Consider the following 18,441-nt stretch of genomic DNA (forward strand, 5'->3'; position numbering starts at 1 on the left):
CGTGATGGCCCGGTCTTTGTGAGTCTCTGTCATTGGTCTGCTCCGCTACCTTGGTTGACGATGGGTTCTCATCATCGCTTATTGTGCCCGCTCGGGGTGTGTTGGAGGAGCGGGGCGGACCATTCCATTACCGTTCAGATCAAGAACCGCGCCCACGAACGTCAGGGTGCCGCCGTCACAAACTTCTCCACTACACTGCCGCAGCTCCACGCCGCGCTTGCTCAGGGGCTGCTCAAAGACCCCTACCTCTTCGACTTTCTGACGCTGGACGAACCCTTCCGCGAGCGCGAACTCGAAACCGGGCTGCTGACCCACATTCAGAAATTTCTGATCGAACTCGGACGCGGCTTTGCCTTCGTCGGCCGCCAATATCGGCTGGAGGTCAGCGACCGCGAGTTCTATCTCGATCTGCTGTTTTTTCACCTGCACCTGCGCTGCTTCGTCGTGGTGGATCTCAAGAAGGGTGACTTCAAGCCCGAATATGCGGGGAAGATGAATTTCTACTGTTCGGTCGTCGACGACCAGCTTCGTCACCAAGAGGACGCGCCAACCATCGGGCTCATCCTGTGTCAGACGAAAGACCGAATCCTCGCGGAATATGCCCTGCGCGACATTAATAAGCCGATTGGTGTTGCTGACTACGAGCTGACGCGGGCGTTGCCAGCGGAATTGGAGAGCAGCTTGCCGAGTATTGATGATATTGAGACGGAGCTGTCTTCAAGTATGAAAGATGAAGGTTGAAGGTTGAAGGATGAAAACAGATTGCGCTGACCCTTCAACCCTTATCCTTCAATCTTCATGCTTCTTCGAGAGGTTCGACCCCTTCGCCGACGCTCCCGGTGCGTTGGAGAAGACACCCATCGCCGAACAACGCCGCATCGTCGCCAAAGTGGACCAACTGATGGCTCTGGTCGACCAACTGGAAGCTCAACTCGACGCCTCCCGCACCAGCGCAGCGAATCTTCTCTCCGCCCTCGTCGCCGAACTCACCGCCGCCTGACCGCCCATGCCGCAATTTGAACGCTACCTCGGCATCGACTATTCCGGCGCGCAGACTCCCAGCAGCAGCCTCAAGGGCCTGCGCCTCTACGCAGCGACGCGCACGGAGCCGCCGGTCGAGATCCCACCGCCGCCGAGCCCGCGCAAGTATTGGACACGCAGCGGCCTCGCGCAGTACCTGGCGGAGCGACTGGCAGAAGACCGACCCACACTGGTCGGCATCGATCACGCCTTCTCGTTTCCATTGGCCTATTTCGAGGCTCACCAGCTGCCGCTCGACTGGCCGACCTTCCTCGAAGACTTCCAACGGCATTGGCCAACCGATCAGGACATCTATGTCGACTTCGTCCGCGACGGCGATGTCGGCCAAGGGGCGCTGCGTACCGGCAATCCCCGTTGGCGACGGCTGACGGAGGTGCGTGCCGGCACGGCCAAGTCGGTCTTCCACTTCGACGTCCAGGGTCAGGTTGCCAAGTCCACGCACGCTGGCTTGCCTTGGCTGCTGTCTCTGCGTCGGCAGCTCGGCGATCGACTGCACTGCTGGCCCTTCGACGGTTGGGAGATCCCGGAAGGTCGGTCAGCGGTGACTGAGGTCTACCCAGCCCTCTGGAAGCATGACTTCCCCACCGAGGGCGGCACCCCGGATCAGCACGACGCCTATGCCGTCGCCGCCTGGCTTCGTCAAGCCGACCTCGATGATCGCCTTGCAGGATTCCTCGCACCCTCCCTGACCCCTCCTGACCGCACCAAAGCCGAGATAGAAGGATGGATTCTCGGGGTGGGATAGGCATGATTATCCTGACATCTGTATCCATCCGCCGCTGACTCGATGTCTGCATTGATGTCTGCATTGATGCATGATGTCATCATCATCGACGCCAACATCAGGAGCTTCGCCATGCGTACCACCGTCACAATCGATGACACCTTGTATCAACAGGCGCTCGAACTTGCCGACCCGGACATGGACAAGGCCGAGCTGTTCCGCGAGGCCATCCGTACCTTCATTCGCGTGCAAGCCGCACAGCGGCTGGCTGCATTGGGTGGCGCGACGCCCGAGGTGTACACAGATGACGAGGCGGCTCGGCAAATGGTCGCCGTTCACGACACGCTGACGCTTTCTCGACAGGCATTCACTGACTTCGTGGCCGAATGCGAAGCAGCCAAGGAGCCTACCGAAGCCTTGCGTGCCTTGATGGCGCGAAACTGAATGGCGCCACCTATCCAGTTGCTGGATCGCCAGCATCGGCGTGACAGTTTCGATTGCGGCCACCCGTCACTAAACGACTTTTTGCAACGGCAGGCCGGACAGCAACATCGCCGTGGCTTTGGCAAGACCTATGTCGCACTGGCCGATGATGGACTCAGCGTGATCGGATTTGTAACGTGATGCGCCGCTCCAACTGCGCCAGCGCCTTGCAGTATGTCTTTCATACCCCAGTCCAGAACCGATCCAAGGCATCAAACAGCGCCTCCGGCTGCTCCCACTGCGGCAGCCCCAGATGCGGGGCGAGCGTTTCGTGCTGCCAGTTGGGCTGACGCGAGACCAGGTCGTCGAGTTCTTCAAAGGTGACGTAGGGATCGCGGTCGGCGATCGCCAACACCGGTAGCTTGGTCAGGCGGGCGTAGAGCTTGTCGACGGCGTTGCGGGTGAACAGCTGGGTCGAGAGGAAGATCAGCGGTGCGTAGCGGGCGCCTGGCTGGTGGGAGGTGGCGTAGGCGTAGTCGAGGAACGCCTGCGGTGGCTGGCCGCGGAAGGACTTGCCGAGGTAGTAGCGGATGCTGCGTTTGGAGGCGACCAGATCATAGAGTCCTTGGCTCCAGAGCGGTGCACCGAGCACGCCATGCAGGCCGCGACCGAGGCCCATCGGCGGTAGCGGCCGGCGGGAGAAGCCGGTGGGCGAGATCAGCACCAACGAGGCGACGCTGGCCGGCGAGCCGAGTGCAGCGCGCGCGGCGAACTCGGTGCTCAGTGACAGGGCGAGCAGATCCGCCGGCGCTTGCACCACGTCTTCGAGCAGGACGCGGATGGCGTTGGCATACAGCTCGGCGGAGTAGGGGCGATCGGCGCGCTCGGAATGGCCGAAGCCGGGCAGTTCGATGCTGTAGACCGGGCGGTGGCCGGCGTAATGCTCAAAGATCGGTTTGACCTCGTAGCTGCTCGGCGCGGCGTTGATGCTGTGCACCAAGACCAGCGGTCGACCCTCGCCCGCTGGGTCATGGTAGTAGGCGATGCGTCCGGCCTGGGCGGTGCGTAGCTCGGCCCGTTGGGCGTTGAGCGCCTCCGGTAAAGGCGGGATCTGGGGCGATTGGCTCATAAGGTATAGGCGCCTGTGCGCGGTTAGCGAGCGGCGAGCGGCGAGCGGCGAGCGTAGGACGGCGCTCAGCGCTGAAGCCCGCGGCACCAAATCGGTATAGGATACGCGCCTGACCTACGACTGTCCGCGCTGTACGAGGAGAACCGCATGAATCCCGAGAAGGTCGTCTTTGGATTCTTCATCCTGCTTGCCCTGACGCTGAACTTTGGCTTCGTCTACGGCGAGATCGACAATCCGGATCATCATCATGCGCTCGAGCTTGCTGTGGTGTTGGTGGTGAATCTGATCGCCACCGTGCTCAAGCTCGGCGATCGTTCTCAGATGGGCGCCGTGCTGCTGGCGACCAGTTTGGTGGCGATCCTGCAGTTGATTGCCGGGGCGGTGATCTGGACCATCGCCGCGCATGCCTCGGCGGACGGCTTCACCCCAGCCGTGCTGTCCAGTGTCGTCTCGCTTGCCGCGGGCGCCATGGTGGCCAACATCGTCTCGGTGATCCTGCTGATCATCGAAACCACCATGCTGCGACGCTAAGCGGCTGAGACGAGAACTCAGCCAGCGGGGTTTGCGCTTGGATAGCGTCATCTTTCTCATCCTCCGGCGCATGCGTGCGCCGCTGCTCACGCTGATCGTGCTCTATTCGGTCGCGATCATCGGGCTCGTGCTGATCCCTGGACAACATCCGGACGGTAGCCGCTGGCATCTGAGCATCTTCCATGCCTTCTACTTCGTCAGCTACATGTCGACGACGATCGGCTTTGGTGAGCTGCCGGAGGCATTTAGTGATGCGCAGCGCATCTGGGTCACGGTCTGTATCTACGCTACGGTCACCGGCTGGCTGTATTCGGTCGGCTCGATGATCGCGCTGCTGCAGGACAAGGCGCTGCGCCGGACCATGGAGGAGCACCGTTTTGCCGGCCATGTGCGACGTATCAAGGAGGACTTCTATCTGGTCTGCGGTTATGGGCAGACCGGCAGCGGCCTGGTGCGGGCGCTGACTGAGCGCAGTCAACGGGCCGTGGTGCTCGACAATAATCCGGAGCGGATCGATCTGCTCAAGCTTGAATCGCTGCAAGAGTTCGTGCCCGCGCTGCGTGCCGATGTGCGCCGCCCCGATTCTTTGCTCTTGGCTGGGCTACGCAGCCCGTACTGTGCCGGCGTGTTGGCGCTGACCTCATCCAACGAGGTGAATCTGAAGGTGGCGCTGGCGGCCAAGCTGATGCATCCCGATGCCAAGGTGATTTGCCGCGCGGACTCGCATGATGTCGAGGCCAACATGGCCTCGTTCGGCACCGACCATATCTATGACCCCTTTGATATCTTCGCCCGCTATCTCAGTACCGCGATCGACTCGCCCTGCCTGACATCCTTGCAGGACTGGCTCGGCCAGCTGCACAGTTCGATGTTGCCTGAGCCCATCTACCCGCCGGCCGAGGGGCTGTGGATCATCTGTGGCTATGGTCGCTTTGGCAAGGCGCTGTATTCCCAACTCGCCGCGCAGGGGGTGGAGCTGATTGTGGTCGAGATGGAGCCGGAACGCACCGGCCTGCCGCCGGGGGCTCTGATCAAGGGGCGCGGCACCGAGGCCGTCACCTTGGAGCAAGCCGATATCCATCGCGCGGTCGGCATCATTGCCGGCACCGATAATGATGCCAACAATCTGTCCATCATCATGACCGCAAAGGAGCTGAACCCGAACCTGTTCACCGTGGTGCGGGAGAATCAGCTGATGAATGAGGAGCTGTTCCGAGCGGTGGATGCGGATATCCTGATGCATCCGAGCCTGATCGTGGCGCAGCGGATTCGTATCCTGCTGAGCGCCCCGCTGCTGACCGAATTCGTGAGTCAGGCAGACAGGGAGCCTGATAGCTGGTCTTGCGAGCTGTTTAGTCGCATCGTCGCGCTAGCGGACGAACGTCCGCCGATCCTTTGGGAGCTCAAGGTGGGCGAGACCTTCGGGCCGGTTGCCAACCAGCTGACGGGCCAAGGTCAGGAGCCGAGCTTGCAAGACCTGATCCGCGATCCGCGCAACCGCGATGATCCGTTGGCGGCGATCTGTTTGATGCACACCCGCGGCTCGCACTGCTGTGTGCTGCCCGACCTCAGCCAGCGCTTACGCGTCGGCGATCAACTGCTACTCTGCGGTCGGCCTGAGGCGCGTGACTGGATGCAGTGGACGCTCAACAACCCCGACGTGCTGACCTATGTGGTGACCGGTGTCAGCCTGCCGCGGGGTAGCCTGTGGCGCTGGCTGCAGCGGCGCCAGTCCTGATTGCAACGCATCACCGAGAGGTGGCCGGAATGAACGAGCTATTGCAGCGTCTCGATCAAGATCATCGCCGACTCGAGCAGCTGCTTGGGCTGCTCGAGGGGTTGCTCGATGAGTTTCGCGATGGGCTCGAGCCTGACTACGAGCTGATGTGCGAGCTGATGGAGTACCTGATCGACTATGCCGATCAGGTGCATCATCCCAGCGAAGACCTGATCTTTGCCCGCGTACTGGCGCAGCAAGGCCCCGGACACGCGCTGTTGCAGCAGCTGATGCAGCAGCATCAGGGGTTGGGGCAGCTCAACCGGCGATTTAAGGAATCGCTGGAGGGGATCGTGCACGAGGCGGTGTTGCGCCGTGAGGATGTCGAGCGTCGCGGGCGCGAGCTCATCACGCAACTGCGCGAGCACTTGCGGCTTGAGGACGAGCAGGCGTTTCCATTAGCCCTGGCCTGTTTGTCGGCGGCTGATTGGGATGAGCTGCTGGCGGCGGCGCCGGATGTGCAGGACCCGGTCTTTGGGCAGGATGATCCGCTGCGATTTCGGGCGATTCTGCGTCAGCTCAAGGGCTCGCAGGAGGCCTGACAGCCCAGTAGCGCAGCCCCTTGTGGGTTGCGCAGTGGCTGAGGGCTTTGACGATAATTGCGCAATCCGGTTGAAACCCGGCTCGGCGCGCGCCAATCTGTGGACTTGGTGATAGAGATCAGGGAAAACGCGCACAACCCATGGGACCCCGATGAAATATAAGAGCGTCGTCGGCTTTGAACACGACATGTCAGAGCACCTGGGCGTGCTCATGTTGAACCTTGGTACCCCGGAGGCGCCAACCCCGACGGCCGTCCGCCGTTATTTGGCTGAATTTCTCAAAGATCCGCGTGTTGTCGAGATACCGCGGCCGATCTGGTGGTTGATCCTGCATGGGGTGATTTTGCGCGTGCGCCCGAGCCGTTCAGCCAAGGCCTATCAAGCGGTTTGGACCGACAAAGGCTCGCCCCTGCTCGATGTCGCTCGGCGGCAGGCTGCTGGGCTGCAGCCCCTCCTCAGTGAGCGACTCGGTGGCCGGGTGCATGTCGAGCTTGGTATGCGCTACGGCAAGCCATCGGTGCCCGAGGCCCTCAGTCGGTTGAAGAGCCTGAACGTGCGTCGGTTGCTGGTACTGCCGCTGTATCCCCAATACTCGGCCACCACCACGGCCTCGACCTTCGATGCGGTCACCAATGAGCTGACCACATGGCGTTGGCTGCCCGAGCTGCGCTTTATCAACCATTACCATGACGAGCCAGGCTACATCGACGCGCTGTGCGATAGCATTCGTGCTGCCAGGGCCGAGCATGGCGAGCCGGAGCGACTGCTGTTCTCGTTCCATGGCATCCCCAAGCGCTACTTCATGGCTGGTGATCCCTACCACTGCCATTGTCATAAGACCGCGCGCCTGGTCGCCGAGCGCCTGGGGCTAGAGGATGACCGCTGGATGGTCTCGTTCCAGTCGCGGGTGGGTCGCGATGAGTGGCTGCAGCCCTACACCGACGAGACGCTGAAGCTCTGGGGGGCGGATGGCGTCGAGAGCGTGCATGTGATCGCGCCTGGGTTTTCGGCGGATTGCCTGGAGACCCTGGAGGAGATCGATGTCGAGAATCGCGGTTACTTTATCGATGCCGGTGGTAAGGAGTATCACTACATCCCCTGCCTGAACGATGATCCGGCGCATCTGGAGATGCTGGCCGGACTGATCGAACGGCATTGCGGCGGTTGGCCGGAGGTCGAACGGCTTGCTCGGGCCGAGGCGGCCTGAGGCCAGATCGCCTCGATCTCTCGGCGCGGCAACATTGCAAACCCGGTTGGCGTCCGCACCTGAATCGGCAGACTAAAGCCGTTACGGAGTTGCCGACCGATGGAACAGCATCCGCTGCCGACCGAGATCAACCTGCACCAGAAATCCCGCATCCTCGAGATCGCCTACGACGACGGTGCGCGCTTTCGACTGCCCTGTGAATACCTGCGCGTCTATTCGCCCTCCGCCGAGGTGCGTGGCCATACGCCCGACCAAGCGAAACTGCAGGTCGGCAAGGAGGAGGTCAACATCACCGATCTGCAGCAGATCGGCAGCTACGCGGTGAAGATCGTCTTCGACGATAAACACCGCTCTGGCCTCTACGACTGGCAGTACTTGTATAAGCTCGGCCGCGGCTGGCAACCATTGTGGTTGGATTATCTGAGCCGACTCAGTGATGTTGGCCGCAAGCGCAGCGCGCCGGACCCGTTCGAGGTCTTGCGCGAGCGTGGCGAGGTGCCCTCCGAGCTGCCTGCAGCGAACCAGGTCAGCCAGCCGTCAGGGGCCTGATGGCGCTGTCAGCGCAGCGGAATCTGTTGGACATGCGTGCATTGTGGGTACAAATCGGCAAGCATGCGCACGAGCCGCGGTGACAGATTGTGATCAAGCAGGAGCCTCACAGGCTCGGTATCGCCATGAGGCGACGCTCGAAGTCCGCGGCGAACGCCAGCGCCGCGCGGATGTCTGCCGGCTCCAGCACCGGAAAATCCGCAAGAATCTCAGCCTCGCTCATCCCTGATGCTAGATAACCCAAAATATCGTATACGGTAATCCGCAGGCTGCGGATGCATGGCTTGCCACCGCGCTTGTCCGGCTCGATCGTGATGCGATCCCGGTAATCCATGATGCGCCTCCTGCAACAGTGTAATGATTAGCGCGTATTAGGTGCTTGCGCCATCCCTAGCCTGACAGCATTAGGGCCAGAAGCCCTGATGACGCAGCGATCGCCAATCGCTGGGCTGGAACTGAGACCGATGCCAGCGCTCGAGGATACAAGCCGCTCAGCGCCCGCGACGACGCCCAGCCACCCGCAACCGCAGAGCATTCAGCTTGATGAAGCCGGTGGCGTCGCTCTGGTCGTAGGCACCGGCGTCATCCTCGAAGGTCGCGATCGACTCATCGAACAGGCTGTCGCTGTCTGACTGGCGGCCGACCACCAGCACATTCCCCTTGTAGAGCTTGAGCCGGACCTGGCCGTTGACCACGCGCTGGCTCTCATCGATGGCGGCCTGCAGCATCATCCGCTCGGGGCTGAACCAATAGCCGTTGTAGATCAGCGTGGCATAGCGCGGCATCAGCTCGTCTTTCAGGTGCGCGGCCTCGCGGTCGAGAGTCAGGGATTCCATGGCCCGATGCGCTTTGAGCATGATGGTGCCGCCTGGGGTCTCGTAGCAGCCGCGTGACTTCATGCCGACGTAGCGATTCTCGACGATGTCGGCGCGGCCGATGCCGTGCTCGCCGCCGATGCGATTGAGCTCGGCGAGGACCTCAGCGGGGGACATCGGCTTGCCATCGATGGCGGTGATGTCGCCGGCGCGATAGGTCAGCTCGATCTCCTGCGGGGTGTTGGGCGCATCGACGGGGTCGCGGGTCCAGCGCCACATGCCCGAGCCCGGCTCGACCCAGGGGTCTTCCAGGTCGTAGCCCTCGTAGGAGATGTGCAGCAGGTTGGCATCCATCGAATAGGGCGACTTGGTGCCGTCGCGCTTCTGCTCGACCGGTACGCCGTGCTCGGCAGCATAGGCCATCAGCTTCTCGCGTGAGAGCAGAACCCATTCACGCCAGGGGGCGATGATCTTGATGTCGGGCCTCAGCGCCAGCGCATTGATCTCGAAGCGGACCTGATCGTTGCCCTTGCCGGTGGCGCCGTGGCTGATCGTGTCGGCGCCGGTCTCGCTGGCGATTTCGACCAGGCGCTTGGCGATCAGTGGCCGCGCGATCGAGGTGCCGAGCAGGTATTCGCCCTCGTAGATGGCGTTGGCGCGGAACATCGGATAGACGAAGTCGCGCACGAACTCTTCGCGCAGGTCTTCGATGTAGATCTCTTTGATGCCGGCGGCTTCGGCCTTGGCGCGGGCCGGCTCGACCTCTTCGCCCTGACCGATGTCGGCGGTGAAGGTGACCACCTCGCAGTCGTATTCCTCCTGCAGCCAGGTCAGGATCACCGAGGTATCGAGCCCGCCGGAGTAGGCGAGGACGACCTTGTTCACGGATTCGCGTGCCATGGAAAAACGCCTCGTTTCAGTTTTAAGTCTGCGGTTAAAGGGGGTGCGCCGATGCTGTCCTGACCTGAGGGCATGGGTCGGCAAGTATTGGCAAGTATCGGCAAGTCGGACATCGATCGCCACTGAACCTGAATCTCACGCGATTTGAATCGCATGCGATTCAGTATCCGGGGTGGCGCCGCGCCATGAGCGTTAGGGCGCCAGTATACGCGTGCGCGGCGGCTTGCCGCAGGCAGCAAGGTGCCTCGGCGGTGCGACCGCGGCGCGGGCATGTTCACTAGATCTTCATCGCATGTGCATCCTCTCGCAACAAACACGCGAGACCATGGCCGCTACGTCATTTTACTGGGGCCTGAGCAGCATGAGCCAGGTAACACATCTACGGCCGTTGAAGTACCGGAGCATCTGGATCTCGGACGTCCATCTCGGGTTTCGCGGCTGCCAAGCCGAATTCTTGCTCGATTTTTTGCAAGCGACCGACTGCAAGCAACTGTACCTGGTCGGCGACATCATCGATGTCTGGGCGATGAAGAGCGGTCTGTTCTGGCCGCAGTCGCACAACAATGTGGTGCGGGCGATCTTGGACAAGGCGCGCGATGGCACCGAGGTGGTCTATGTGCCGGGCAATCACGACGAGATCCTGCGCGATCACCTGGGCTCGGAGTACGGTCAGGTGAAGCTGCGCGATGAGCTGGTGCATACCACCGCCGATGGTCGGCAGTTCCTGATCATGCACGGCGATAAGTTCGATCAGGTGGTGCAGAACGGGCGCTGGCTGGCGATGCTCGGTTCGCGGCTCTACGATCTGCTGCTCTCGGCCAATCATCGGTTGAATGCGTTACGGCGCCGGTTCGGCTTCGGCTACTGGTCGCTGGCGGCCTATTTGAAGCACCGGGTCAAGGATGCGGTCAACTATATCGGTAACTTTGAAGAGGCGGTGGCCGAGGAGGCCCGGCGGCGCGATGTCGACGGCATGATCTGTGGTCATATCCATCATGCCGAGATTCGCGACATCGATGGCGTGACCTACTGCAACTGTGGCGATTGGGTCGAGAGCTGCACGGCGCTGGTCGAGCATCACGACGGCACCATCGAGCTGCTGCGCTGGACCGACGCGCAGCAGGTGCTGACCTCGGAGCAGCCGCTGGCTCAGCCGCAGCCGGTCTCTCGTCCTGCTGCCGCTGCCGCCGCGGCTGCCATTATCGCGCGCGCCGGCTAGTCTTGATCTTCCGGGAGCATCAGTCGGTCTTCCGGCACTGGAGCGTCTGAAGTGGCCGCGGCAGCCACTCGGCTGCATCAATTGCATCAATTGCATTAAGGCGTCGCGCTGCGCTTAGCGACTGTCGCGGATTCAGCCCGGCAGGCTGTTGAGATAACGCTGCCAGTCGAATGCGGGGCCAGGGTCGGTTTTGCGCCCCGGAGCAATCTGCTCATGACCGGTGATCCGGTCGCGGGTGATGGCGGGATACCGAGTGCGGATCAGGCTTGTCGCCTCCGCGAGCCGTTCGTACTGGGCGTCCGAAAAAGCGACATCATCCGCTCCCTCTAGCTCGATGCCGATGCTGTAGTCGTTGCACTCTGGGCGCCCTCGGAACGACGAGCGTCCTGCATGCCAAGCGCGGCGTCCAAGCTCCACAAATTGCAGCAGCTCGCCATCCCGGCGGATCAGCAGATGCGCCGAGACCTGCAGTCCGGCAATGCTGGCAAAGAAGGGGTCGGCGCTGGGGTCGAGCTGGTTCAAGAACAGCTGCTCGATCCAGGGGCCGCCAAACTGCCCTGGTGGCAGGCTGATGTTATGGATGACCAGCAGGTCGGGCCCGATGCCTTCTGGGCGCTCGTTGGCGTTCGGAGAAGCGATCCAGCGTGCGATGCTCAGTCGGCCGGCCGCATCAAGCTTGGGGTCGGTCACATCGATCATCCGCTCATCACCCAGGTCCCAGGTTCATTACCCACCTTCATCACCCACCTTCATCACCAGCCTGCACTGAATCAATCGTTCTGCGCGGTCGCATTTAGTGATTCCAAAGTCCCGACTATAGGCGACAATTGAGGCCGCGCGCATGCCTCGGGCACGAGCGCAATAAGGACGCTGACCTACCTCAGTGCGCTCTGCCTGATCTCCTTGTTGCCCGTGCTTTTGATCCATGTGCTTGTTATTTCTACATGCCGAGGATCTGATCTCATGCCTACTGTTGTCCCTGTCTCCGACCCGAGTGCAGCGTCGTTGTCGCGATATCTGCCACCGCCAGCGCTGATCGAGGCGCAAGTCCGCGATGCCTTGGCCGAGGATGTTGGCGATGGGGATCTTACCGCCCAGCTGCTGCCGGTGGATGCGGTGGCGCGCGCAGAGGTCATGACTCGGGACGACGCCGTGCTCTGTGGCGTGGCCTGGTTCGATCAGGTGTTCCGTCAGCTCGATCCGTTGGTCGAGATCGAATGGCACGCGCGCGATGGTGAGCGGGTGTTGCCGGGGCAACTGCTCTGTTCATTGCGTGGGAATTTGCGCCAACTTCTGACCGGTGAGCGCACCGCGCTCAACTACCTGCAGCTGCTGTCTGGTACCGCGACCCGCGCCCGACGCTATGCCGATATGGTGGCGGGGCTGCCGGTGCGCATCCTCGACACCCGCAAAACGCTACCCGGTTTGCGGCGGCAGCAGAAATATGCGGTTGTCTGCGGCGGTTGCGACAATCACCGGATGGGCCTCTTCGACGCGATCCTGATTAAAGAGAACCACATCAGTGCGGCGGGATCGATCCGTGCGGCGATCGCTGCAGCAAGGCGACTGGCTGGGGATGCGCCGGTCGAGATCGAGGTCGAATCGCTGGATGAGTTGAGCGAGGCCTTGGACGCTGGGGTCGAGCGTGTGCTGTTGGATAACTTCGGCTTGCCCGAGCTGCGACGGGCAGTGGAGTTGACGGCGGGGCGTTCGAGGTTGGAGGCCTCTGGTGGCATCACCCGGGATCGGCTGCGGGTGATCGCGGAGACCGGGGTCGACGATATCTCGGTTGGAGGTCTGACTAAGCACGTTGAGGCGGTCGACCTTTCCATGCGTTTACGCTCAGCACCGTTAGCCTGAGCCATGTTGTCGGGGGCGCGTGATGGTGTGTCGGCTGTCCCGGTGTGCCGCTGCGCAATGTTGGGCGTGCGAGCCCTCTATTTGTCATGTCTATCGAGGTGGGGAATGTGATAGGCATTACTGAATATCAATTTTAGAAAACGCTAATATAATTAACTCCGTTGTCGCAGCACATGCGGCGACGCTTGCAACCCAGACAAAATCGAATTCGGAGAAATTAGATGAAAAAGCTTGCTACTGCCGCAGCCGTTGCCGTGCTTCTTGGTGTGTCCGCTTCTGCCAGCGCATGGTGGGGTGGTCCTGGTTACGGTGACCGTGGATACGGCAATGGTTGGGGTGACGGCATGGGCGACATGTTTAGCGACATGTTCGGCGATGGCTACGGCGACTTCAACATGAGCATGAGTGGCGGTGGTCGTGGATATGGTCGTGGGCGTGGTTACGGCTATGGCCGCGGCGACGGCTACGGCTACGGTAGCGGCTACGGCAACCCCTACTACGGCGGCTACGGCGCTCCTTACTATGGCGCCCCTTACGGCGGTGCTCCTTACGCAGCCCCGTATGGTGCCGCGCCATATGGTGCGCCAGTCGCTCCTGCTGCGCCTGAAGCCAAGTAAGCTGAGCGTTAAGCCAACTTAACGGCCCCGAATCCGGCGGCCGGCCTCAAGGTTGAGGTCGGCTGCCGGATTTTTTGCGTCTGACGCTCAGGCCCGCAGATGCGAATTTGGTTTGCCTGGCCGCGGCCCGTTTAAGCGACCAACAACAGGCTGCTGTAGGCAAGCGCGAGTCCGATGGCGGATGCAACGATGACGTCGCTCGGATAGTGCAAGCCGAGCACAACTCGTGATGCCGCCACCAGTAGGGTGAACGGGATCAAGAGCCAACCCAACTTCGGATAGTAGAAGAGCGCGATGGTCGAGTAGTTGACCGCGTGCAGCGTATGCCCGGATGGAAAGCTGAAGCGATCTAGCGGTGGGACGCTGGCAGCAATGTCGGCCGCGTAATGGCAGGGCCGAACTCGTCGGGTATAGCCCTTAAGGCTTTTGTAGAGGACGAGCGCAACCCCGCTCGTTAACAGCATGTGCAAAGCCGCTTTGAGTCCGTCGATGCCGTCAACGATTGGCAGTATGGCCATCAAGCTGTACCAGAAGACACCGTTCCCGAGCCGGCTGATCAGCGCAAAGGGATGTAACAGCCAAGGGCGTTGATGGGCCTTGCTCCAACGTCGACAGACGGGAGTTTCTAACTCATTCAGCAGTCGCAGGAATGGGTTCATGGCGCTCACCCTGGTTGCTGGCGCAGTCGATCACTGAGTATAGATGGTGTTCAAGGTCTCTGATCACACGGTCCCAGCTCAGCGATTCCGCTGTTCGCCGGGCTTCTTGTCCAAACAGCCGCAGTCGCGTGCGATCACTGGCGGCCTGTTCTGCGCGCAGAAGAAAGGCCGCGCGATCGCCCATCACCACACTATAGCCGTTTCGGTCATCGTGCAGGTGCTCGCGAGCAGCCGCATAGTCGAATGCGAGTGCTGCGACGCCGCTGGCTAGCGCTTCGGTGAGGACGTTGCCGAAGGTTTCGGTGAGACTCGGGAAGACGAACAAGTCGGCCGAGGCATAGTGCGTGGCCAGTTCTTCCCCCACCTTGGCGCCGGTGTAGACATGGTGGCCATGCTGGCGGCGCAGATGCGCGAGTTCCGGCCCATCGCCGACCAGGACACACCGACTGTTGGGCTGAACACGCTGAATGCGCTCGAAGGCCTCGATCGCAAGGTCGATGTGCTTTTCTGCGGCGATTCGCCCGACATAGAGCGCAACCAGCGTCTCCTCACTGCAGCCCCAGGATGTGCGCAGCCTCTCGCTGCGATAATGTGGCGAAAAACGCTCGGTGTCGACGCCACGGCTGAGCACATGCAAGTTCTTGAATCCGGCAACGGCAAGGTCGTCCCGCAGCGCTTGAGTTGGCACCAGCGTCGCTCCGGATCGGTTGTGGAAGCGCCTCAGGATATCGATGATCGGCCGCATCAGCAGGCCAACACCGTAATGGCTGCAGTACTGCTGAAACTGGGTATGGAAGCCGGTGAGCGTGGGGATGCCTTGACGTGCAGCGACCTGGAGGGCTGCGTGACCGAGCGGGCCTTCGGTGGCAATGTAGACCGCGTCCGGTCGCGCGTCGCGCCACCGACGATGAATCTTGCCCAGTGCTGGGAGGCCGAAGCGCAGCCCGCGGTAGCCAGGCAATGGCAGGCCGCCGACGAGCAGTTCGGTAGGCCCTGGTAGCCGACTGCGCTCGGTATTGCCGGCGCCTGATCGCTGTCGATCGGCGGGCTGACGTGGTCTGACCAAGCTGACCCGATGCCCTCGGCGCTCGAGCCCGCGTGCGATCTGCGCCAAGGTATTGGCGACGCCGTTGATCTCTGGCGGGTAGGTCTCTGTGACCAGCGCGACGTGCAGTTTCGGCTGCGCGATTGGCGGCTGTGGGCTCTGGGCGTCGGCTTTGGGCGTCGTCATCGGCGTTTTTCCTCGCCGGCACGCCGCCGGGCGTTGGAGCGATCTGCGGCGACTGTGATGCCAAGGGCCTGCGCAATCTGGGACTCGCAGTTGGCGGCGAGCGTGCGCCGGTCCATGTTCGCGCCGGCGATGATCTCGAGGAAGTGCACCTCGACCTCAGTCTGAGGTTGGCAGAGAACGCGCCACAGATGTCCGATCAGTGTGTCGTCATCGATAAAGGGTGCGATGAGGTCAGGGCTGTGATTCGAACCGTAACGGATCGCAACCGGCTGCACATCGATCCCGGGTTGTTGCGCTGCGGCAAGCAGCCGCGGGTGAAAGCGCCGCAGTTGGTGGCCATCGCTGGTGGTTCCTTCCGGAAAGATGGCGACCGCCTGTCGCTCGCGGACCTGTTCAGCGATGCGTGCGATCAGATCAGCGGTTTGGTTGCCGCCGCGCTTGATGAAGAGTGTTCCGATCTGAGCCGACATCCAACCGATCATCGGCCAGCGGCGCACCTCTGACTTGGAGAGGAAATTGATCGGCGCGATTGACCCGAGAACCGGGACATCGAGCCAGGAAATGTGGTTGGCGACCAGCAAGGCGTGTTTCGCTGAGTATCCCTGAACGCGGATCTTGAGTCCGAGCATCGGCGTGAGCCGCTGGAACCACCAGCGAACGATGATCGGACGTGTGTTGTTAATGCTGCCGATGCCAATCGTACGCCAGAGTGCCAATCCGAGAACGATGAGTGCGCCAAACAGCAGATGCCCGCCGATTCCGACGGCGCGAACCGTCGCTCGTAGGCTGCCCGGGTTTGGTCGAGCCATCTGCGATTCCTAGATGCGCTCCAGAAAGTGCCGAGCGTAGCTCGGGTTGAGCGAGCGCATATCGAGCAGCATCAAGACATCGGCGACCTCAAAATCGGGGTCGCGGCAGGGCTCGCCGCAGGCAACGGCGCCAAGGCGTACGTAGCCCTTGAGCAATGCCGGGAGGGGTGCGTCTAGCACATCGGTAGCGCCGACACCTGTCAGAAGCGGGACTCGGGGAATGACTTGCATGGTTTTCGGTGCCATTGCCTGGCGACGTAGGCGGTTCATGATGGCGGCGGCTTGGCAGTCGTTCTCGCCGAGGGGAACGCTGGCGCAGCCAAACAGGTAGTCGACCTGGTGTTGCTGAATATACTGGGCAACGCCTGACCAGAGTACCGCAATGACGGAGCCGTGGCGGCATTCATGAGAGACGCAGGTGCGGCCAAGCTCTAACAGGCGGCCGGGCAACGACGGGATGATGCCAAGCTCGAACTCGCTCTCGGAATAGAAAGTGCCGATCCGTTCAGCGCCCTGGTTACTGAGCAAGCGCGTGCAGCCGACGACGCGGTTGGTTTTGGTCTCGCGGACCAAGAGATGCTCGCAGAAAGCGTCGAATTCATCGATATCGAGCCCATTTTCGCCGGCTTTGAGCTTAGCGCCAAGCTCTTCGCCAAAGACTTGGTAGCGCAGTGCTTGTGCTTCTCGAACGGCCTCCGGGGAATCGGCTAGCTCGACGAAAAGACGCTCACCGCGTTTGAAACTAAGCGCAGGTGCACTTGCTCCCATGTTCGCTCCGACCATCACTACGGGGTAACTTATCAGTCTAGCGGAGGCAGATGTCGATCCAATGGCGCCAGGATGACAGGTCGATGACAGCACGGATCTGGCCGTGCTCTGCTGGCCGTGCTCTGCTGGCAGCGCTTTGCCGTCAGTTGCGCAGTGATCGGATCGGCCAACCACGCTCACGGGCGATGGCGGCCAGGCGCTCGTCAGGATCGATCGCGACCGGGAAGTCCACCGTCTCGAGCAATGGCAGATCATTGATCGAGTCGCTGTAGAAGACGCTGCCGCTCAAGCTTGCCGCATGCGCATCCAGCCACTGACGGAGGCGCTCAACCTTGCCTTCGCGAAACGCCGGTGTGCCGACGGTTTGGCCGCTATAGTGTCCGTCAACCAGGGCGGGCTCGGTTGCAATCAGGTGTTCGATGCCGAACCGCTCGGCAATGGGCGCGGTGACAAAGGCGTTGGTCGCGGTAATGATCATGAGCGTATCACCGTTGCTTCGGTGCTGCTCAACCAGGGCATGTGCCGCTGGCAGCATGATCGGCTCGATGCGCTCGCGGATGAAGGCTTCGCGCCAGCGCTCGAGCTGTTCGCGAGGGTGTTGGCTCAGGGGCGCGAGCGAGAAGCGCAGAAAAGCGTCAATATCAAGCCGTCCAGCGCGGTAGTCGTCGTAGAACTGCTGGTTGGCTCGCTCGTACTGTTCGCCGTCGACGACGCCGAGGTCGATGAGGTGACGCCCCCACAGGTAATCGGAATCCCCGCCGAGCAGTGTATTGTCAAGATCGAAGATGGCAAGAGGCATGGCTTGGCCTTAGAGACAGCTTGGCTGATGAGGCTGCGATTATCTCGGATTTGGCCATACTCTCGCCTGGCTTTGGCGCCGGCATGGCCCGGAATGGTCTGCGCTGAGTCTGAATCAGGGTCTGAATGGGGGGCAGAATCGGGTGGTAAATGCGTTAGCAGGTGTGGGCTAGGGAGGAAATGGAGTCTCTGTGGCCCTTCGCGGGATTTGAAGCTGCTAGGCAGATTGTGGAAGAATGCCAACGAAACTCAAAAAGGTACAGCAACTTGATCGACGGGGACGGTTTCCGGCCAAACGTCGGCATCATCTTGAGCAACGCAGACCGTCGCCTGTTCTGGGGGCGCCGTGTCGGGCAAAACGCGTGGCAGTTTCCACAGGGTGGGATCAAGTCCGACGAGACACCGCTCGAGGCGATGTATCGCGAACTGGAGGAGGAGGTCGGCCTGTTGCCAGGACATGTCAAGGTCCTTGGCTGCACGCGAGGCTGGCTTCGCTACCGCTTGCCCAAGCGCTTTATCCGGCGTCACTGCGGTCCGATCTGCATTGGCCAAAAGCAGGTGTGGTACTTGCTGAGGGTCCAATGCGGGGAAGGTGACTTTTGCCTAGATCGCAGTGAAAAGCCTGAGTTCGATGCCTGGCGCTGGGTCCGCTACTGGTATCCGGTACAGGATGTCGTCTACTTCAAGCGCCGCGTCTACGAACGTGCGTTGCACGAGCTGGCGCCGCTGCTCTATCCGGATGGCGTTCCGGCAGTCGATACCATGGCTCCGCAGGTCCAACAGGGTAGCCGCGGCTATTTGCGCCAGCGCCGGCGTTAGCTGAGGTTCTTACAGGCCGCCTG

General features: G+C 61.6%; 24 protein-coding genes. 14 read left to right on the forward strand and 10 right to left on the reverse strand.

Annotation, left to right across the window (positions count from 1 at the left end; all coding sequences use genetic code 11):
• The 5 genes from CKO42_RS01065 to CKO42_RS01085 form a co-directional block, all read left to right on the forward strand.
• Window positions 1-741: PDDEXK nuclease domain-containing protein (locus tag CKO42_RS01065; RefSeq protein WP_200236989.1), on the forward strand; the 741-nt coding region annotated here is incomplete at its 5' end.
• A 10-nt stretch (window positions 742-751) separates the two neighbouring features.
• A complete protein-coding gene (locus tag CKO42_RS01070; protein WP_200236992.1) occupies window positions 752-1,000 on the forward strand; it encodes a restriction endonuclease subunit S domain-containing protein in 249 nt (82 codons plus the stop codon).
• Between the two features lie 6 nt (window positions 1,001-1,006).
• A complete protein-coding gene (locus CKO42_RS01075; RefSeq protein WP_200236996.1) occupies window positions 1,007-1,786 on the forward strand; it encodes a hypothetical protein in 780 nt (259 codons plus the stop codon).
• 54 nt (window positions 1,787-1,840) lie between these two features.
• Window positions 1,841-2,209 carry a type II toxin-antitoxin system VapB family antitoxin gene (locus tag CKO42_RS01080; RefSeq protein WP_207148625.1) on the forward strand — a complete coding sequence of 123 codons (369 nt, stop codon included), beginning with the start codon at window positions 1,841-1,843 and terminating at the stop codon, window positions 2,207-2,209.
• Entirely contained in the window at window positions 2,210-2,389 is a 180-nt protein-coding gene (locus tag CKO42_RS01085; RefSeq protein WP_200237002.1) for a hypothetical protein, read from the forward strand. It abuts the gene before it with no gap.
• Window positions 2,390-2,429: 40 nt separating this feature from the next.
• Here the strand turns inward: CKO42_RS01085 and CKO42_RS01090 are convergent, their stop codons facing one another.
• Entirely contained in the window at window positions 2,430-3,317 is an 888-nt protein-coding gene (locus tag CKO42_RS01090) for an alpha/beta fold hydrolase (protein WP_200237005.1), read from the reverse strand.
• A gap of 147 nt (window positions 3,318-3,464) precedes the next feature.
• On the opposite strand from CKO42_RS01090, the gene CKO42_RS01095 reads away from it, so the two are divergent.
• The 5 genes from CKO42_RS01095 to CKO42_RS01115 all read left to right on the forward strand — a co-directional run bounded on the left by CKO42_RS01095 (window position 3,465) and on the right by CKO42_RS01115 (window position 7,923).
• Window positions 3,465-3,848: a DUF6394 family protein gene (locus CKO42_RS01095; protein WP_200237009.1), complete on the forward strand. Its 384-nt coding sequence runs from the start codon at window positions 3,465-3,467 to the stop codon at window positions 3,846-3,848.
• A 37-nt stretch (window positions 3,849-3,885) separates the two neighbouring features.
• Entirely contained in the window at window positions 3,886-5,586 is a 1,701-nt protein-coding gene (locus tag CKO42_RS01100; RefSeq protein ID WP_200237013.1) for a potassium channel family protein, read from the forward strand.
• 29 nt (window positions 5,587-5,615) lie between these two features.
• Window positions 5,616-6,167 (forward strand): hemerythrin domain-containing protein, encoded by a 552-nt coding sequence (locus CKO42_RS01105; RefSeq protein ID WP_200237016.1) that lies wholly within the window; start codon window positions 5,616-5,618, stop codon window positions 6,165-6,167.
• Window positions 6,168-6,318: 151 nt separating this feature from the next.
• Window positions 6,319-7,374: a ferrochelatase gene (gene hemH / locus CKO42_RS01110; RefSeq protein ID WP_200237019.1), complete on the forward strand. Its 1,056-nt coding sequence runs from the start codon at window positions 6,319-6,321 to the stop codon at window positions 7,372-7,374.
• 99 nt (window positions 7,375-7,473) lie between these two features.
• Window positions 7,474-7,923 carry a gamma-butyrobetaine hydroxylase family protein gene (locus CKO42_RS01115; RefSeq protein WP_200237025.1) on the forward strand — a complete coding sequence of 150 codons (450 nt, stop codon included), beginning with the start codon at window positions 7,474-7,476 and terminating at the stop codon, window positions 7,921-7,923.
• An 8-nt stretch (window positions 7,924-7,931) separates the two neighbouring features.
• Here the strand turns inward: CKO42_RS01115 and CKO42_RS28420 are convergent, their stop codons facing one another.
• From CKO42_RS28420 to CKO42_RS01130, 3 genes are all read right to left on the reverse strand, one after another.
• Complete coding sequence (locus tag CKO42_RS28420; RefSeq protein ID WP_200237029.1) at window positions 7,932-8,033, reverse strand: DUF5615 family PIN-like protein; 102 nt, start codon at window positions 8,031-8,033, stop codon at window positions 7,932-7,934.
• Window positions 8,030-8,257, reverse strand: a complete 228-nt coding sequence (locus tag CKO42_RS01125) for a DUF433 domain-containing protein (RefSeq protein WP_200237034.1) — start codon at window positions 8,255-8,257, stop codon at window positions 8,030-8,032. Before CKO42_RS01125 ends, CKO42_RS28420 begins: the two co-directional genes overlap by 4 nt.
• Window positions 8,258-8,414: 157 nt before the next feature.
• Complete coding sequence (locus tag CKO42_RS01130) at window positions 8,415-9,638, reverse strand: argininosuccinate synthase (protein WP_200237038.1); 1,224 nt, start codon at window positions 9,636-9,638, stop codon at window positions 8,415-8,417.
• A gap of 361 nt (window positions 9,639-9,999) precedes the next feature.
• Here CKO42_RS01130 and CKO42_RS01135 point away from each other — a divergent pair, with 361 nt between their 5' ends.
• Entirely contained in the window at window positions 10,000-10,857 is an 858-nt protein-coding gene (locus CKO42_RS01135; protein ID WP_200237043.1) for a UDP-2,3-diacylglucosamine diphosphatase, read from the forward strand.
• 132 nt (window positions 10,858-10,989) lie between these two features.
• Here the strand turns inward: CKO42_RS01135 and ampD are convergent, their stop codons facing one another.
• Entirely contained in the window at window positions 10,990-11,556 is a 567-nt protein-coding gene (gene ampD / locus CKO42_RS01140; protein ID WP_200237047.1) for a 1,6-anhydro-N-acetylmuramyl-L-alanine amidase AmpD, read from the reverse strand.
• A gap of 264 nt (window positions 11,557-11,820) precedes the next feature.
• Here ampD and nadC point away from each other — a divergent pair, with 264 nt between their 5' ends.
• On the forward strand, window positions 11,821-12,717 hold the full coding sequence (nadC, locus tag CKO42_RS01145) for a carboxylating nicotinate-nucleotide diphosphorylase (RefSeq protein WP_200237051.1): 897 nt from the start codon (window positions 11,821-11,823) through the stop codon (window positions 12,715-12,717).
• Between the two features lie 221 nt (window positions 12,718-12,938).
• A complete protein-coding gene (locus CKO42_RS01150) occupies window positions 12,939-13,334 on the forward strand; it encodes a sulfur globule family protein (RefSeq protein ID WP_200237054.1) in 396 nt (131 codons plus the stop codon).
• A 131-nt stretch (window positions 13,335-13,465) separates the two neighbouring features.
• Here the strand turns inward: CKO42_RS01150 and CKO42_RS01155 are convergent, their stop codons facing one another.
• The 5 genes from CKO42_RS01155 to CKO42_RS01175 all read right to left on the reverse strand — a co-directional run bounded on the left by CKO42_RS01155 (window position 13,466) and on the right by CKO42_RS01175 (window position 17,600).
• Window positions 13,466-13,993, reverse strand: coding sequence for a phosphatase PAP2 family protein (locus CKO42_RS01155; RefSeq protein WP_200237058.1), 528 nt, complete (start codon window positions 13,991-13,993; stop codon window positions 13,466-13,468).
• Window positions 13,965-15,224 carry a glycosyltransferase family 4 protein gene (locus CKO42_RS01160; protein ID WP_200237061.1) on the reverse strand — a complete coding sequence of 420 codons (1,260 nt, stop codon included), beginning with the start codon at window positions 15,222-15,224 and terminating at the stop codon, window positions 13,965-13,967. The genes CKO42_RS01155 and CKO42_RS01160 overlap by 29 nt, the downstream gene beginning before the upstream one ends.
• Window positions 15,221-16,033, reverse strand: a complete 813-nt coding sequence (locus CKO42_RS01165) for a lysophospholipid acyltransferase family protein (protein ID WP_200237064.1) — start codon at window positions 16,031-16,033, stop codon at window positions 15,221-15,223. The genes CKO42_RS01160 and CKO42_RS01165 overlap by 4 nt, the downstream gene beginning before the upstream one ends.
• A gap of 9 nt (window positions 16,034-16,042) precedes the next feature.
• Entirely contained in the window at window positions 16,043-16,801 is a 759-nt protein-coding gene (locus tag CKO42_RS01170) for a GNAT family N-acetyltransferase (RefSeq protein WP_200237067.1), read from the reverse strand.
• A gap of 142 nt (window positions 16,802-16,943) precedes the next feature.
• Complete coding sequence (locus CKO42_RS01175; protein ID WP_200237070.1) at window positions 16,944-17,600, reverse strand: histidinol-phosphatase; 657 nt, start codon at window positions 17,598-17,600, stop codon at window positions 16,944-16,946.
• A gap of 266 nt (window positions 17,601-17,866) precedes the next feature.
• On the opposite strand from CKO42_RS01175, the gene CKO42_RS01180 reads away from it, so the two are divergent.
• Entirely contained in the window at window positions 17,867-18,418 is a 552-nt protein-coding gene (locus CKO42_RS01180) for an RNA pyrophosphohydrolase (RefSeq protein WP_200237073.1), read from the forward strand.
• The last annotated feature ends 23 nt before the right edge of the window (window positions 18,419-18,441 follow it).

The organism is Lamprobacter modestohalophilus (assembly GCF_016583905.1).
GTDB classification, from domain to species: domain Bacteria; phylum Pseudomonadota; class Gammaproteobacteria; order Chromatiales; family Chromatiaceae; genus Lamprobacter; species Lamprobacter modestohalophilus.

Coding starts and splice junctions, on each gene's coding strand:
- CKO42_RS01070 (WP_200236992.1), top strand. CDS start 752: ATGAAAACAGATTGCGCTGACCCTTCAACCCTTATCCTTCAATCTTCA.
- CKO42_RS01075 (WP_200236996.1), top strand. CDS start 1,007: ATGCCGCAATTTGAACGCTACCTCGGCATCGACTATTCCGGCGCGCAG.
- CKO42_RS01080 (WP_207148625.1), top strand. CDS start 1,841: ATGTCTGCATTGATGCATGATGTCATCATCATCGACGCCAACATCAGG.
- CKO42_RS01085 (WP_200237002.1), top strand. CDS start 2,210: ATGGCGCCACCTATCCAGTTGCTGGATCGCCAGCATCGGCGTGACAGT.
- CKO42_RS01090 (WP_200237005.1), bottom strand. CDS start 3,317: ATGAGCCAATCGCCCCAGATCCCGCCTTTACCGGAGGCGCTCAACGCC.
- CKO42_RS01095 (WP_200237009.1), top strand. CDS start 3,465: ATGAATCCCGAGAAGGTCGTCTTTGGATTCTTCATCCTGCTTGCCCTG.
- CKO42_RS01105 (WP_200237016.1), top strand. CDS start 5,616: ATGAACGAGCTATTGCAGCGTCTCGATCAAGATCATCGCCGACTCGAG.
- hemH (WP_200237019.1), top strand. CDS start 6,319: ATGAAATATAAGAGCGTCGTCGGCTTTGAACACGACATGTCAGAGCAC.
- CKO42_RS01115 (WP_200237025.1), top strand. CDS start 7,474: ATGGAACAGCATCCGCTGCCGACCGAGATCAACCTGCACCAGAAATCC.
- CKO42_RS01125 (WP_200237034.1), bottom strand. CDS start 8,257: ATGGATTACCGGGATCGCATCACGATCGAGCCGGACAAGCGCGGTGGC.
- CKO42_RS01130 (WP_200237038.1), bottom strand. CDS start 9,638: ATGGCACGCGAATCCGTGAACAAGGTCGTCCTCGCCTACTCCGGCGGG.
- CKO42_RS01135 (WP_200237043.1), top strand. CDS start 10,000: ATGAGCCAGGTAACACATCTACGGCCGTTGAAGTACCGGAGCATCTGG.
- ampD (WP_200237047.1), bottom strand. CDS start 11,556: ATGATCGATGTGACCGACCCCAAGCTTGATGCGGCCGGCCGACTGAGC.
- nadC (WP_200237051.1), top strand. CDS start 11,821: ATGCCTACTGTTGTCCCTGTCTCCGACCCGAGTGCAGCGTCGTTGTCG.
- CKO42_RS01150 (WP_200237054.1), top strand. CDS start 12,939: ATGAAAAAGCTTGCTACTGCCGCAGCCGTTGCCGTGCTTCTTGGTGTG.
- CKO42_RS01155 (WP_200237058.1), bottom strand. CDS start 13,993: ATGAACCCATTCCTGCGACTGCTGAATGAGTTAGAAACTCCCGTCTGT.
- CKO42_RS01160 (WP_200237061.1), bottom strand. CDS start 15,224: ATGACGACGCCCAAAGCCGACGCCCAGAGCCCACAGCCGCCAATCGCG.
- CKO42_RS01165 (WP_200237064.1), bottom strand. CDS start 16,033: ATGGCTCGACCAAACCCGGGCAGCCTACGAGCGACGGTTCGCGCCGTC.
- CKO42_RS01170 (WP_200237067.1), bottom strand. CDS start 16,801: ATGGGAGCAAGTGCACCTGCGCTTAGTTTCAAACGCGGTGAGCGTCTT.
- CKO42_RS01175 (WP_200237070.1), bottom strand. CDS start 17,600: ATGCCTCTTGCCATCTTCGATCTTGACAATACACTGCTCGGCGGGGAT.